Source organism: Faecalibacterium sp. Marseille-Q0746, assembly GCF_017377595.1.
Lineage (GTDB): Bacteria > Bacillota > Clostridia > Oscillospirales > Ruminococcaceae > Faecalibacterium > Faecalibacterium duncaniae.
The window spans coordinates 1-14,224 of the sequence record NZ_JAFREI010000005.1; the positions used below are offsets into that span (position 1 = coordinate 1).

Consider the following 14,224-nt stretch of genomic DNA (forward strand, 5'->3'; position numbering starts at 1 on the left):
AAGAGTTGTCGCGCAGTTCGTCGGCGGAAAGCAAATGAATTGTGTGTCGTTTTTTTTAAAGATAACGCCACCCTCGAATTTCGCAAGGTAAGGGGTCGCCGGCGGCGTCGGATGTGTATAAGAGACGGGGATTTTGCGGACGTGATGGGCCAGCCGCTGGCCCGCCGAGCCATGGTGCTGGCAGCAGCCGGTGGGCACAACGTGCTGCTCATCGGCGCGCCCGGCACCGGCAAATCCATGCTGGCCAAGCGCCTGCCCGGCATCCTGCCGCCCCTGACCCGGGAGGAAGCTGTGGAGACCACCAAGATCTATTCCATTGCGGGCCAGCTGCCCAAGGGGCGGGGCCTGATTTCCGCCCGGCCCTTCCGCAGCCCACACCACTCGGCCAGCGCGGCGGCACTGGCGGGCGGCGGCACCACCTTCCGGCCCGGCGAGTGCAGCCTCGCCGACTGCGGCGTGCTGTTTCTGGACGAGCTGCCGGAGTTTTCTCGGGACAGTCTGGAAGTTCTGCGCCAGCCGCTGGAGGACGGCCAGATCACTGTGAGCCGCGCGGCAGGCAGCGCCACCTACCCCAGCCGGTTCCAGCTGGTGGCCGCCATGAATCCCTGCAAGTGTGGCTACTACGGCCACCCCACCCGTCCCTGCACCTGTTCCCCCAGTGCGGTGCGGCAGTACCGCAGCCGGGTGTCCGGCCCCCTGCTGGATCGCATCGACCTCTGTGTGGAGATGGACCCCGTTGCCTTTGACGAGCTCCACACCAGCACCCCCGCCGAGAGCAGTGCAGACCTGCGCAAGCAGGTGCTTGCCGCCCGGGCCGTGCAGGCCAAGCGCTATGCCGCCCCCGGATACGAGGGCGTGCGCTGCAATGCCCAGCTCACAGCCGGGCAGGTGCGGCGTGTCTGCCGGATGACCCCCGCCGCCGAGCGGCTTCTCCGCGCCTCCTACGACACACTGGGCCTTTCTGCCCGCGCCCATGACCGCATCCTCCGGGTGGCCCGCACCGTGGCCGACCTGGCAGGCAAACAGCTGCTGGATGAAGAGGCCCTGCTGGAAGCATTGCAGTACCGCGCGCAGGAAAAGGTGGAGACGTTCTGACCCGCCATTTTACCGCAGCGTCAACGTTTCTCATCCTCACATTTCACGATCTGATCTCTGTTTCAAAGAGTGCACTGTCCGCTTTCTGCGGGCGGTGCATTTTTGTTTGCAAAAAATGCTTGACAAATCCCGGCAGTTCCGTATAATTATCTACGGTAATTATCTTTGGTCACTATTTGAGGAGAAACCAATATGAACATCGCGCTGATCAAACGGATGATAGATGCCTGCTATCAGGCCAAGCGGGTGCGGGATCTGCTGCCTGCCCTGCCGGACGGGGTTCTGCCCTCCTTCATCCAATATCTGGATGCGATTCAGACACTGGAACAGCAGGGCATACAGGTCAAGGTCTCTGACCTGAGCGATGCGCTCAGCCTGCCCCGCCCCGGCGTGACCCGGACCGTAAAGGACATGGAAGCTCGTGGTCTTTTGACCAAGCATACCTCCCCTGAGGACGGCCGGGTGACCTACCTGACCATCACAGAGGCCGGGCGGGCGCTTTCCCGCAAATACGATGCGGAATATTTCAGCTCTCTTGTTCCGGCGCTGGAGGTCATCCCGGAAGAGGATGCGGAGACCATGATCCGCACCATCGAGATTTTTTATCAGATCATGGTCGAAAGGAGAGATTCCCTTGAAAAATGATAAGACCGATTTCACGCAGGGCAGCATCCTGAAAAAGCTGGCTCTGTTCATGCTGCCCATTCTGGGCGCACTGGTGCTGCAGGCCGCTTACGGCGCGGTAGACCTGCTGGTGGTGGGCCGCTTCGGCTCCACCTCGGGCCTGTCTGCCGTTTCCACCGGCAGCCAGGTGCTCAACCTTGTCACCTTTGTGGTCACCCAGCTGGCCATGGGTGTCACAGTGCTGATCGCACGGTATCTCGGCGAAAAGAAACACGAATTCATCAGCCCGGTCATCGGCGGCGCGGCGGTTGTATTCGCCCTTCTGGCCGCTGTGCTGTTCGGGGTTCTGGTGTTTCTGGCACGGCCCATTTCCAGCCTGATGCGGGCCCCGGCCGAGGCCCTTGACCTGACCACCAGCTATGTGCGCATCTGCGGTGCAGGCATCTTCTTCATCGTAGCCTACAATATGCTCTCGGCCCTCTTCCGCGGCATGGGCGACAGCCGATCTCCCCTGATCTTTGTGCTGGTGGCCTGCGTGGTCAACATCATCGGCGACCTGGTCCTGGTGGCCGGGTTCCATCTGGATGCTGTCGGTGCCGCCATTGCCACCGTGGCCGCACAGGCTGTCAGCGTGGTCTGCGCTGTTGTCATGCTGCTGAAAAAAGCTCTGCCCTTTTCCATCAAAAAGGCGGACTTCAGGCTGAACTTCCAGTGCAAAAAGTTTCTGGCCATCGGCCTGCCGCTGGCGCTGCAGGAGTTTTTGACCCAGCTCTCTTTTCTGGCCCTTTGTGCCTTTGTCAACCGCCTGGGTCTGGAGGCTTCCTCCGGCTACGGCGTGGCCTGCAAGATCGTCAATTTCGCCATGCTGATCCCCAGCGCCCTGATGCAGTCCATGGCTTCCTTCATCTCCCAGAACATCGGCGCAGGCAAGCATCAGCGCGCCCGGCAGACCCTGCGCACCGGCATCGGCATCGGTCTGTTCTTTGGCCTGTTCGTCTTTGCGCTGGTCTTGTGCAAGGGCGACCTGCTCTGCAGCTTCTTCACCACGGATGCACCTGTGATCGCCAACGGCTATGCCTACCTCAAGGGCTTTGCGCTGGAGACCATCCTCACCGCGATCCTGTTCAGTATGATCGGCTATTTCAACGGCAGCGGCAAGACCGTTTTCGTCATGGCGCAGGGCCTGTTCCAGACCCTGCTCGTCCGCCTGCCCATGGCCTACATTATGAGCATCCAGCCCAACGCCAGCCTGACCATGATCGGTCTGGCCGCTCCCACCTCCACAGCGGTGGGTGTGCTGCTGAATGTCTGCTTCTTCCTGTACCTGAACCGGAAGGAGAAAAAGCAGGGCTGAAGACCATCCATTTTCCTGACACCACAAAAGGGACGGCGTGGAGCACACGCCGTCCCTTTTTACTTGTTCTCTCAATCCACCACCGGGATATCCAGCCCGAACTCAAGGGGGCGGAAGCGGGGGCAGACATTTTCCGTGATGCAGATGACCGAGGCGGCCAGGCGGCTGCCGATCTCACAGGATTCAGCCAGAGTCTTGCCGTAGGTCAGGCCGATGACAGTTCCGGCAAAGAAGGCATCCCCCGCGCCGGTGGTGTCGATGACATCCACCTTTTTGGCGGGCACGATGCCGCACTCGCCGTTGGCGCGGGCAAACACAGCCCCCTTGCCGCCCATGGTCACCACCATGCAGGGGATGTTGGCGCTGTGCACATTGCCCACCAGCACCCTGCACATCTCCTCAGGCTCGAGATGGTCGTAATCGTCCGAGAAGAGCAGCCCAGCCTCCTGCTGGTTGCAGACAAAGCAATCGATCTGCTGCAAAAAGTCCCGGCGCTCCATGGCGATGCTCATGTTGGAAACGGCCGCATACACCTTTTTGCCGTACTTTTTGGCGTATTTCAGGGTCTGCTTGACCGTCTCCTTTTCAAGGTCCAGCTCCAGCGCGATGCTGTCGCAGTCGGCAAAGATCTCATCCCCCTGCTCGGCCAGCAGGCCGATGAGCGGTGTGGTATCCGGCCACTTGGAGATGGCGGCAGTTACATCACCCCTGTTGTCAAAGATGGCCAGCCAGGTGCCCATGCCGTCCGGTACCTTTTTGATGAACCGGGTGTTGACCTTGTGGTTCTCCAGCTTGTCAATAACATCCTGACCCATGCCGCTGTCATCGACAAGGCTCACGAAGGTGGGCCGGAGCTCCACGTTGGCGATATCCTCTGCCACGTTGCGGCTCACGCCGCCGTGGACCTGCTCCATTCTGCCCGCGTTGCGCCCGCCGGGGATATAGGTGGAAAGCGGATATCCCTTGATGTCCACAAACACTGCGCCGATGACTACGATGCCCATAAATTTCTTGATTCCTTTCCGGATTTTACTTTGATATCTTCTATTATATAACAGCTCTTGACAAAAAGCCAATTTTTTCTCTCAAAGCCTACTCTGCCCTTGAAAAACTGTGGCAGAGCTGCCCCGAAGAAAGAGCCTCCGGCATCCACCGATAATTGCTGCTCAGGCTCAGGATCGCATCATACTTCACGCAGTCCGGCAGGGCAGGCGAGGCCAGCAGGTAATCCGCCTGCACAGGGGCCGCAAGCGCAGCACTGCCGCTCAGGGTAACAAAGATCTGCCCGGCGGCGTGGATGCGGGCCACACAGCCGTTCCGGGTGCGGAGCACCTCCACCTCTGCCGGGCCGCAGCGGACACGGCGGGTGGCATAGAGCGCCATCCGGTCAACGGCAATGCGCTGTTCTGCCCCCATCCGCTGGGCGCTCCGGGGCCTGAGCCGCAGGTCGATCAGGCACTCCACCGTGCGGATATTCCGGCGTTCCAGCGTGGTCTCCACGGCGCACCGGGTCACGTCGCCGCCGCGGAAGAGGATGACGGCGCTCTCGTTCCGGCTGATGACCACCGCCGGGGCATTCCGGCTGCCCACCAGCTCCACCCGGACAACATCCCTGCTCAGGGCATTGCCGTTGAAAACAGCAAGCCCCGCCGTCAGCAGAAGGGCAGGCAGGGCCACCCGCAGACGTACCCTGTTATGGAACGCCAGCCAGCAGAGCCCGGCCAGCAGCAGGCAGACCACAGCGGCATAGGCGGTGTCGAACCAGATCTGTGCCCCGGGCCAGCCGGACACCCAGAGCGCCCAGCGATCCAGCACCTCTGCCAGAAATTCCGCGCAGCACGAACACACCCGCTGGGCCGGGGCCAATGCGGGCGCAAGCCCCAGCAGGGCCGCCCCCAGACCGGTGAGCAGGATGGGTTCCACCAGCCAGAGCACCGCCGCGCCGGACACCAGCGCGTACAGGCTGGTGCTCATCCCCCGCAGCACCAGCACCGGGAAGGTGGCCATGGAGGCGCAGGCCGAGATGCAGACCGTTTCCCACAGACTTCCCGCAAGCCTAAGCGCTTTCCGCTTCCAGAACCGGAGGCGTGGGCGCTTTTTCTTTGCCCGCTGTTTTTCCCAGGCTTCCTGACTGCGGCGCACCACGGCCCCACCGGCCAGGGTGCCCACCACCGCCGCAAAGGAGAGCTGAAAGCCCACGTCACAAACGGCGTAGCTGTTGCCCGCCGTCATCAGAACACCGGCCACGCCCAGCGAGGTCAGGGCATCCGGCGGGCCGTAGACCCAGACCCCCAGCGCACTGAGCCAGACGGCCCCCGCCGCGCGCAGAACAGAGGGCGTAAAGCCCGTCACGCCCACCAGCAGCAATGCCAGCACCGCACTGAACAGCGCCCTGACCCGGCGGCCGGTATAGCCGCGCAGTCGCTTTTTGCGGTTGGGCAGCAGCCTGCCCAGCACATCGCCGCACAGGATCGAAACGTGCATTCCGCTGACCACCAGCACATGGGAAAGCCCCGCGCCCCGGTAGGCCGTGCGCAGTTCCTTGGAGAGATGGGTGCGGTCGCCTGTAACCATGGCGGCCAGCACACCCGCCGGGCCGGAGGCCATCCCCTGCCGCAGGGCGGCGCTCAGCCGCTTCTGGAGCCGGGCCGTCCGGGCACGGAAGGAGGTGCTCTGCCCCAGCAGCGCAAAGCCTTTCTCATAAGCAGCGTTCAGGGCAATGCCATCGGCCAGGGCATTCAGGCGGGAGGTGTCATCGGGCATTTCCAGCGCAAAGCGGCCCTTGACCCGGTCGCCGGGGCTGCAGGTGGGCAGGCTGGCGCACTCCACCCGGAGGGAGGCCGCCTCCCGGTCCACCGTTTCCACCCGCAGGACCGCCCGCACCCTGCCGGGGAAATAGGAAGAGGTTGTACTCTCCACCTCCGCCTCCAGCAGGACACTGCGGCCATCGTAGGCGGTCTGGATCGCATCCCATTTTGCCTGCGTGGAGCCGGTCAGCACAAGGCCCAGCACTGCCCCCAGGATCAGGCAGATGCCATAGCCCCAGGCCGGACTTTTGCGCAAACGGCCCGCCAGCGCCCACAGCAGACCGGCAATAAAAAATGCCGCAAACGGCACAAAACGTCCCGTTTGCGGCAAAAAGGCGCACACTAACTCCAGCCCCAGCGTTCCTGCGCAGAAAACACAGAGCGGGCGGCGCATTTTACTTAGTGGAAGAACAGGGGCAGCGGCTCAAGGAAGATGATATCCTTGCGCTCGGCTGCATCGCCCTCGGCCAGAACAGCGGCCTGGCCCACGATGGTGCACTGGGTCTGCTCTGCCAGTGCGTCCAGCGCCTTCAGGGAGCCGCCGGTGGAGATGACATCATCCACCACAAGCACACGCTTGCCGCTCATCTTGTCCAGCTCCTTGCGGTCGATGACCAGCTTCTGCTTGCCTGCGGTGGTGATGGACTGATCCTCCACCACGACAGGGTCGGCCATATAGAGCTTTTCGCCCTTGCGTGCGCAGATGTAGGGCTTGCCGCTCTGGCGGCTCATCTCGTGTGCCAGAGGGATGCCCTTGGCCTCAGCGGTCAGCAGGATATCAAACTCGGGGCACTTTTTCAGCAGCTCGGTGGCAGCAGCCACGGTCAGCTCTGCATCGCCCAGCATGATGAAGGCCGCAATGTCCATGTGGTCGTTCACCTTGCAGATGGTCAGTTCACGGGTCAGGCCCGCAACATTCAGGGTATAGGTCTTTGCCATAACAATTCCCTTCCTTTTGTTCGATCCGTTATTTTTATGCGCGGCTCAGACGGGCAGTTTCTCGCCGCCCAGCACATGGAAATGCAGGTGCTTCACGGTCTGGCCGGCATCCTCGCCGACATTGGAGATCACGCGGTAGCCGTTGTCCAGGCCAACCTCTTTGGCCAGCTTGGCGATCACGGCAAAGATATGGCCCAGCAGGGCACCGTCCTCCTCCGTCAGGGCAGCGGCACTCTGGATGTGCTTTTTGGGCACAACAAGAAAGTGCACCTTGGCCTGCGGGTTGATATCGTAAAACGCCACGACCTGATCGTCCTCATACAGCTTTTTAGAGGGGATCTTGCCCTCGGCGATCATGCAAAACAGACAATCTTCCATGGGAATTGCTCCTTTCGATATTTATAAACAGCCTCGCCCTCTCCGCCACGGCTTACGCCGTGCCACCTCTCCCAAAGTGAGAGGCCTTGGCAGTACGGTAAACCTTCTGGTTTTGCCAAGGGCTCCCCCTTTGGGGGAGCTGGCGAACGAACGTGAGCCTGAGAGGGTGAGCCCGCTTTCACTCAGCCCAGCTGCTTCTCAACGATGCCCTTGACAGCGGCCAGAGCCTCGTCGATCTTGGTCTCGTCCTTCAGGCCGGCCATTGCAAAGTCGGGCTTGCCGCCGCCCTTGCCGCCTGCGATGGCGCTGATCTCCTTGACCAGCACGCCAGCCTTGAGGCCCTTTTCCTGTGCCAGCTTGTTCACGGTGACAGCCATGGTGACCTTATCCTCAGCCTTGCCCACCAGAACAGCGACCACAGGGTTGACCGCCTTATCGCGGATGGAGTCGCACATACCGCGCAGGGTGTCGCCGGTGGTGCCGGTGAAGTAAGCAGAAGCGATCTTCACGCCGCCGACTTCCTCGGCATTGTCGAACAGGCTGTTGACCTTGGAGGCGGCGACCTTGGCCTTGATCTCCTCCAGCTCCTTGCTCATGGCCTTGTTCTCGGCCATGACGGCCTCGGCACGGATGGGCAGAGAGGTGATGTTGTTGGCCTTCAGGGTGTTGGCCACGGTGTGCAGCATTGCCTCCTGCAGATTTGCACGGACGAGCAGGTTGCGGCCGGTGACAGCCTCGATGCGGCGGATACCGGCGGCAACAGAGGATTCGCTGACGATCTTGAAGCCGCCAATCTGGGCGGTGTTCTTGACGTGGGTGCCGCCGCAGAACTCGGTGGACCAGCCCTCGATGTTCACAACGCGGACGACCTTGCCGTACTTCTCGCCGAAGAGGGCCATTGCGCCCAGCTTCTTGGCCTCCTCGATGGGCATCTCCTTGACGGTGACGTTCATCGACTCGTAGATCTTATCGTTGACGATCTTCTGCACCCGGGCCAGCTCCTCAGGCGTGACGGCGCTGAAGTGGGTGAAGTCGAAGTGGGTGATCTCCGCATCCTGATAGGAGCCTGCCTGATGGACGTGGTCGCCCAGGACCTCACGCAGGGCAGCCTGCAGCAGATGGGTCGCGGTGTGGTTGCGGCAGACGGACATCCGGTATTCCTTGTCCACCTGAGCGTTCAGGTGGTCGCCCACCTTGACGATGCCGCTCTCCAGCACGCAGGTGTGGACGTAGTAGCCCTTGGGGGTCTTTTTCACGTCCAGCACACGCAGGCTGCACTCGGGGCCGGTCAGCAGGCCGTTGTCCGCCACCTGACCGCCCATCTCAGCGTAGAACGGGGTCTTGTCCAGAACCACCAGCACGCCGTCCTTTGCCTCCTCATCGGTGGCAATGGCATCGGTCAGGGTCTCCTCGTCGCTCAGGGCAACCACAACGCCGGTGTCGTTCAGGGTCTCATAGCCGGTAAAGACAGTGGGCTCAACGGTCAGGCCGCCGAACAGGTCCTCGCTCCAGCCGGAGATGTTCTTCTTCAGGCGCTCGGCACGGGCGCGCTCCTTCTGCTTCTTCATCTCAGCATGGAAGCCGTCCTCGTCGATCTCAATGCCTTGCTCGGCAGCGATCTCCTTGGTCAGGTCGAGGGGGAAGCCGAAGGTATCGTTCAGCTTGAACACGTCCAGACCCTTGAGCAGGTGCTGGTGTGCCTTTTCCAGGCCGTCGATCATGTTGTTCAGGATGTTCATGCCGGCATCGATGGTGCGGGCAAAGTTTGCCTCCTCGGTGCCGATGACCTTCTTGATATAGGCATCGTGCTCACGCAGCTCGGGATAAGCGGACTCGCTGGACTGGATGACAGTCTCCACCAGCTCCACCAGGAAGGGGCGGGAGATGCCCAGCATCCGGCCATGGCGGGCAGCGCGGCGGAGCAGGCGGCGCAGAACGTAGCCGCGGCCCTCGTTGGAGGGCAGGATGCCGTCAGACACCATGAAGGTGCAGCTGCGGATGTGGTCGGTGATGACACGGATGGAGATGTCATCCTTGGCGTTCTCACCGTAGGTCTTACCGGCAATGTGCTCCACATGGTGCAGCACGCTCTGAACGGTATCCACCTCAAACAGGTTGCCCACGCCCTGCATCACGCAGGCCAGACGCTCCAGGCCCATGCCGGTATCGATGTTGGGACGTGCCAGACGCTCGTAGTGGCCCTTGCCGTCGGCATCAAACTGGCTGAACACCAGGTTCCAGATCTCCATATAGCGGTCGCAGTCACAGCCCACGCCGCAGGTCGGCTTGCCGCAGCCGTACTCGGGGCCGCGGTCAAAGTAGATCTCAGAGCAGGGGCCGCAGGGGCCGGAGCCGTGCTCCCAGAAGTTGTCCTCCTTACCCAGACGCACCATGTGGTCCGGAGCAATGCCCACCTTCTTGGTCCAGATATCGTAGGCCTCGTCGTCCTCTTCGTAGACAGAGATGTGCAGCTTATCCTTGGGGATAGCCATCCACTCGTCGCTGGTCAGGAACTCCCATGCCCAGGGAATGACCTCCTCCTTGAAGTAATCCTGGAAGGAGAAGTTGCCCAGCATCTCAAAGAAGGTGCCGTGGCGGGCAGTGATGCCCACACGCTCGATATCCGGAGTACGGATGCACTTCTGGCAGGTGGTCACACGGTGGCGGGGAGGCTCTTCCTGCGCCAGGAACCACTTTTTCATGGGGGCCATGCCGCTGTTGATCAGCAGCAGGCTGGGGTCGTTCTTCGGCACCAGCGGGAAGCTGTCCAGACGCAGGTGGCCCTTGCTCTCAAAGAAGCTCAGGTACTTTTCACGCAGTTCATTCAAACCGGTCCATTGCATAGGTTTTCTCTCCTCAATTGTCCTTGGCGTTTGCACGTCAGTTTTTATGATGTTATGGCAGAGGGGCGGGCAGGCGCAAAAACAAAAACAGCCCCATCCCAAAAGGGACGAGGCTGTGTAAAACTGCTCCGTGGTACCACCCAAATTGCAAAGGATAAAACTGCTTGTCCCCTGCCGCTTTCGGCGCGGTAACGCTGCGCTGCGTCCGACTTGTTTCGCCGGAAGCTCCGGGGCGGCACGAAACGAGACCTGCCGGAGCGCCTTGCAGCTGGGAGCGCTCTCTCTGGGCGGCGGTGTGCATTTCTGACCCCATCATTGCCATCTGTCATAATTCACGTTTTGCCGCAAAGGCGCATATTCGTCCTTTGCGTACACTTAAATTATAGCATAGGCTCTGCGTTTGTCAACTCTTTTCCGGCAAAAACCTTTCCTCATAGACAAGGCAGGCCAGCGGCAGCGCCTGAGAAGTCACGGCACCCAGATGCGGCGCACTTCCTGCACCTTGCCGCCCTGCACCACCAGCGTGGTATTATACACTGTCCAGTTATCCGGGTCTGCATTGATGGCAGCTGCCACGGCAGAAGCCCCGGTGGTCTCCACCGCTTCGGCCTGCGGGTCAGCAGAACTGTCCTTCAGCACCACGTCCTCGGCCAGCGGCAGCGTCTTTTCGCCCATCTCATAGTAGACAGGATAGTCGTCAAAGGTCATCGTGCGGTAGGTGTCATCGTCCAGCAGCAGGTCAAGACCGTCCTGCTCCTCCATGCCGCCGTTGATGCTTACAAGATGGTACCGGTCATTCTTCTCGATGCTCTTCACTGCAACGGTCACAAACTGGTTCCATGCAGCACCCTCCTCGTGGAGGGTGATTTTGTCGCCAACAGCAAGGTTTTCAACATCCTCTTTTTTATAGAGGTCATAGCTGAAGATCTTTGCGGTCAGGCTGCCCTCCTGCACACCAGAGGTGATCTCCGCTGGAATAAAGGTGACCGTATCCTCCCTGTCGAGGTCATCCAGCGTCCACGTCAGCATGTTGATGGGCTCTGTCACACCTTCCTCAGCCACATGGGAGGAGGCCGGCACTGCACTGGATGCGGGGGTGCTGGCGGGGGCACCGGAGCTGCCGCAGGCCGTCAGTGCGATGCCCGCAGCCAGAACAGCCAGAATCTTATATTTCAGGTTCATAAAAGTACCTTCTTTCTTGACGCGGTAGATTTATTCCGCTACAATAAAAACGATTCAAAGACACATTCTATTTCAAGATAGAGAGGAAAATTTCCGTGAAAATCTTAAAAGTAAAATGTCTGGCCCCCACCCGGCTCGACAACTATCTGATGCAGCAGTTCCCGGCACTGAACCCGGGCCGCCTGAACAAGGCTCTGCGGGAGAACAAGATCAAGCTGAACGGCAAAAAGCAGCCCCTTTCCACCCGCGTGATGGCGGGCGACGAGATCAAGCTGTTCATCCTGGACGAGGTGCTGGATGCCGACAAGCGGGTGGAAGGCCCGGCGTGGAAGAACGCCCGCGGCCCGGCACAGGTCATCTACGACTGCCCGCAGATCCTGGTGGTGAACAAGCCTGCTGGCCTTGCCGTGGATGGCCCCGAAGACGACACCCTGCTCAACCGTGCTCTGCTCTACCTCAACCAGCAGGGCGAGTACAAGGAGAACGATCTGTACACCCCGGCCCTCTGCCACCGGCTGGACACCGGCACCAGCGGCTTGGTCATCATCGCCAGGACCCCCGAGGCCGAGCAGCTGTTCCTTGAGGTCATCAAGAACCGCGAGGTCAAAAAGACCTACCTCTGCGTCACCTTTGGCCGCCCCACCCCGCCGGACGGCACCCTGGGCGGCTACCTGCTCAAGGATGCAGACCGGGGCATCGTGAAGATCGTGCCCGACAAGCAGCCCGGTGCCAAGGACGTGGAGACCCAGTATGAGACCGTTGCCGTCTCCGGCCGTCTGGCCCTGCTCAAGGTCCGGCTCATCACCGGCCGCACCCATCAGATCCGCGCCCACATGGCAAGCATCGGCTGCCCCATCCTTGGCGACAGCAAGTACGGCAACAACACCGCCAACCGGGAGCTCAAGCTCAAGTATCAGGCTCTCTGCGCCTGGGAGCTCGTTCTCCCCCGCTTCACCTCCCCCGACTTCGCCGACCTCTCCGGCAAGACCTTCCGCGCACCGAAGCCCTGGTATTACCAGCAGGTGCTGGATGGAACGTTGAAGTAATTTTTTGATATGCAGCAAAAAGCGGCACCTCTCCGTACAAACGGAAAGATGCCGCTTTTTCAGTTATATTTTATACTTTTCTTGGATATTTCGATTGTGCGCTTCCTTTTCTTCCGGAGAAACCTCAGTATATGGCAACAATATCCTGTAAAGATTGTCAATATCTTCATTTGACAGCACTCTGCCGTAATACATTGCATTTTCTAAAACACTTTTTAAAAGTTCTCGACGCTGAATCACATAATAATTTGATTGACTCAATCGAACATCCTTCAACGTGCAATCATTTCCAAAAACAATGTAAGAATAAATATTTACATCCTCATTCTGTATAATTTTCTGAAGTGCACGTATATGTGTATCATTTTGCCATAGAGGATTGTAGAACTTATATTTTTTTGTTCCACCCCTTCGATCAGAAAAACTTTGCGTCCAGTACTTCTGATTTTCACTGCCAAATATCCAGCCACTGTAATTTTTAGATTCAAAAACATAAATACCGGATTCGTGCAGAAAAATCAAATCAACTTCCGCCGTTTCTCCATTGCCTTTCGGAAGATAACAGTTCGGCAGGGTAGCTTTATATCCGTCCACTTTTTGAAGGATATCATAAATTCTATCTTCGCCGTACTCACCTTTTCCTTTTACACTAAATCGTGCTATCAGAAAAAGTATCAGGCCAACTATCAAACACCCCCAGACCATAATCTTTAAACTCTCACCATGTCCTGGGTGATCTCGGCCAGGGAGTGCGCGCCGCACATCTGCATGGTATCGGCCAGCTCGGCGGCGATCTTGTCGATGTAGCACTTCACGCCTTCCTCGCCGCCGCCGTAGACTGCGGTGACAAAGGGGCGGCAGATGAGCACAGCGTCAGCGCCCAAAGCCAGCGCCTTGAACACATCCACGCCGGAGCGGATGCCGCCATCCACCAGAATCTTCACACCGCTGCCTTTGAGGGCTTCAGCGATCTCCGGCAGAACCTCGGCGGTGGCGGGGCACTGATCCAGCACACGGCCGCCGTGGTTGGAGACCACGATGGCAGCAGCACCGGCCTCCTTGGCCTTGAGGGCCCCCTTGACGGTCATCACACCCTTGACGATGAAGGGGCGCTCGGCCAGCTTGACGATCTCGGCCAGCTCGGCGACGCTCTTGCTGCCGGCGGGCGGGGTCATATTTTTCAGGAAGGGCAGACCGGCGGCATCCACATCCATGGCAACGGCAAAGCAGCCGCTGGCCTTGGCCTGCTCCATCTTGGCCTTGACAGTGTCGATGTTCCAGGGCTTGATGGTGGGCACGCCGCAGCCGCCTGCAGCGCCAATGGCCTTGGTGGCCATGGTCATCACGTCGGGGTTGGTGCCGTCACCCGTAAAGGCGGCAATGCCGTTTTCGGCACAGGCGCGCACCAGCACGTCATTGTAGGTCATGTCGGTGTAGGTGTCGGAATAGTGGAGGTTCACCGCACCCACAGGGCCTGCAAAGAAGGGATACTTGAAGGTTTTGCCAAACAGCTCCACACCTGTGTCGGGGGTGCCGTTCTCGCACAGGGTGTCCATGTTCACCCGGATCTCCGCCCACTTATTATAATTGCGGATGGCCGTATCGCCCACGCCCTTGGCACCGGGGCCGGGGATCTGGTTTTTGCAGGCCACACCGTTGCACACGGGGCAGGCCTTGCAGTACTGCCCGATGCACTGGCGGGCATTGTTCAAAACATCAGCGTAATTCATATCGCATCCTCCTGTTCAGGCTCTCTTTTTCGAGCGGAACCTGCAAATTCCAACCGTTCTCTGCCCACATCATAGTCCGTTTTTATGGGTTCGTCAAGGGGATTATCAGGTTCTGCTTTTTTAAACGAAAAAACGTATGGCGCAGAAACGTTGATTTTTAGATTTTTCAAATTTTTTCAAAAAAATCCTTGACAAAAGTCATCCTTTCAGGTATTATAGTGGAGCG

Annotated in this window: 12 protein-coding genes; 4 read left to right on the top strand and 8 right to left on the bottom strand. The window is 59.6% G+C overall.

All coding sequences use genetic code 11. The features are described 5' to 3' along the window. The first annotated feature begins 111 nt into the window (after nucleotides 1–111). The 3 genes from J3351_RS04130 (at nucleotide 112) to J3351_RS04140 (ending at nucleotide 3,073) form a co-directional block, all read left to right on the top strand. Nucleotides 112–1,095 (top strand): YifB family Mg chelatase-like AAA ATPase, encoded by a 984-nt coding sequence (locus tag J3351_RS04130; RefSeq protein ID WP_242699300.1) that lies wholly within the window; start codon nucleotides 112–114, stop codon nucleotides 1,093–1,095. Nucleotides 1,096–1,287: 192 nt separating this feature from the next. Beyond that, the gene (locus tag J3351_RS04135) at nucleotides 1,288–1,740 is read left to right on the top strand and encodes a MarR family winged helix-turn-helix transcriptional regulator (protein WP_207697186.1); all 453 of its coding nucleotides are present in this window, start codon (nucleotides 1,288–1,290) and stop codon (nucleotides 1,738–1,740) included. Then, entirely contained in the window at nucleotides 1,730–3,073 is a 1,344-nt protein-coding gene (locus J3351_RS04140) for an MATE family efflux transporter (protein ID WP_207697187.1), read from the top strand. The genes J3351_RS04135 and J3351_RS04140 overlap by 11 nt, the downstream gene beginning before the upstream one ends. A gap of 71 nt (nucleotides 3,074–3,144) precedes the next feature. On the opposite strand, the gene J3351_RS04145 is transcribed toward J3351_RS04140, so the two are convergent. The 6 genes from J3351_RS04145 to J3351_RS04170 form a co-directional block, all read right to left on the bottom strand. Beyond that, nucleotides 3,145–4,077, bottom strand: coding sequence for a carbohydrate kinase family protein (locus J3351_RS04145; protein ID WP_207697188.1), 933 nt, complete (start codon nucleotides 4,075–4,077; stop codon nucleotides 3,145–3,147). 88 nt (nucleotides 4,078–4,165) lie between these two features. After that, entirely contained in the window at nucleotides 4,166–6,211 is a 2,046-nt protein-coding gene (locus tag J3351_RS04150; RefSeq protein ID WP_242699301.1) for a ComEC/Rec2 family competence protein, read from the bottom strand. A 68-nt stretch (nucleotides 6,212–6,279) separates the two neighbouring features. Continuing rightward, on the bottom strand, nucleotides 6,280–6,819 hold the full coding sequence (locus J3351_RS04155) for a phosphoribosyltransferase family protein (protein WP_117505307.1): 540 nt from the start codon (nucleotides 6,817–6,819) through the stop codon (nucleotides 6,280–6,282). A 45-nt stretch (nucleotides 6,820–6,864) separates the two neighbouring features. Further along, a complete protein-coding gene (locus J3351_RS04160) occupies nucleotides 6,865–7,197 on the bottom strand; it encodes a histidine triad nucleotide-binding protein (RefSeq protein ID WP_117476993.1) in 333 nt (110 codons plus the stop codon). Nucleotides 7,198–7,379: 182 nt separating this feature from the next. Further along, on the bottom strand, nucleotides 7,380–10,040 hold the full coding sequence (gene alaS, locus J3351_RS04165; protein ID WP_207697190.1) for an alanine--tRNA ligase: 2,661 nt from the start codon (nucleotides 10,038–10,040) through the stop codon (nucleotides 7,380–7,382). Nucleotides 10,041–10,508: 468 nt separating this feature from the next. After that, nucleotides 10,509–11,222, bottom strand: a complete 714-nt coding sequence (locus J3351_RS04170; protein ID WP_207697191.1) for a hypothetical protein — start codon at nucleotides 11,220–11,222, stop codon at nucleotides 10,509–10,511. A gap of 95 nt (nucleotides 11,223–11,317) precedes the next feature. Here J3351_RS04170 and J3351_RS04175 point away from each other — a divergent pair, with 95 nt between their 5' ends. Next, on the top strand, nucleotides 11,318–12,268 hold the full coding sequence (locus tag J3351_RS04175) for an RluA family pseudouridine synthase (protein WP_207697192.1): 951 nt from the start codon (nucleotides 11,318–11,320) through the stop codon (nucleotides 12,266–12,268). A 63-nt stretch (nucleotides 12,269–12,331) separates the two neighbouring features. Here the strand turns inward: J3351_RS04175 and J3351_RS04180 are convergent, their stop codons facing one another. Together J3351_RS04180 and J3351_RS04185 are read right to left on the bottom strand one after the other, a co-directional pair. Next, complete coding sequence (locus J3351_RS04180) at nucleotides 12,332–13,078, bottom strand: nuclease-related domain-containing protein (protein ID WP_307862853.1); 747 nt, start codon at nucleotides 13,076–13,078, stop codon at nucleotides 12,332–12,334. Next, nucleotides 12,979–13,998 (bottom strand): alpha-hydroxy-acid oxidizing protein, encoded by a 1,020-nt coding sequence (locus J3351_RS04185; protein WP_207697194.1) that lies wholly within the window; start codon nucleotides 13,996–13,998, stop codon nucleotides 12,979–12,981. The genes J3351_RS04180 and J3351_RS04185 overlap by 100 nt, the downstream gene beginning before the upstream one ends. Nucleotides 13,999–14,224: the final 226 nt, after the last annotated feature.

Bases quoted from the DNA above. Each gene is read 5' to 3' on its own strand.
- J3351_RS04170 (WP_207697191.1), bottom strand. From the start codon at position 11,222: ATGAACCTGAAATATAAGATTCTGGCTGTTCTGGCTGCGGGCATCGCA.
- J3351_RS04145 (WP_207697188.1), bottom strand. From the start codon at position 4,077: ATGGGCATCGTAGTCATCGGCGCAGTGTTTGTGGACATCAAGGGATAT.
- J3351_RS04160 (WP_117476993.1), bottom strand. From the start codon at position 7,197: ATGGAAGATTGTCTGTTTTGCATGATCGCCGAGGGCAAGATCCCCTCT.
- J3351_RS04130 (WP_242699300.1), top strand. From the start codon at position 112: ATGTGTATAAGAGACGGGGATTTTGCGGACGTGATGGGCCAGCCGCTG.
- J3351_RS04185 (WP_207697194.1), bottom strand. From the start codon at position 13,998: ATGAATTACGCTGATGTTTTGAACAATGCCCGCCAGTGCATCGGGCAG.
- alaS (WP_207697190.1), bottom strand. From the start codon at position 10,040: ATGCAATGGACCGGTTTGAATGAACTGCGTGAAAAGTACCTGAGCTTC.
- J3351_RS04135 (WP_207697186.1), top strand. From the start codon at position 1,288: ATGAACATCGCGCTGATCAAACGGATGATAGATGCCTGCTATCAGGCC.
- J3351_RS04155 (WP_117505307.1), bottom strand. From the start codon at position 6,819: ATGGCAAAGACCTATACCCTGAATGTTGCGGGCCTGACCCGTGAACTG.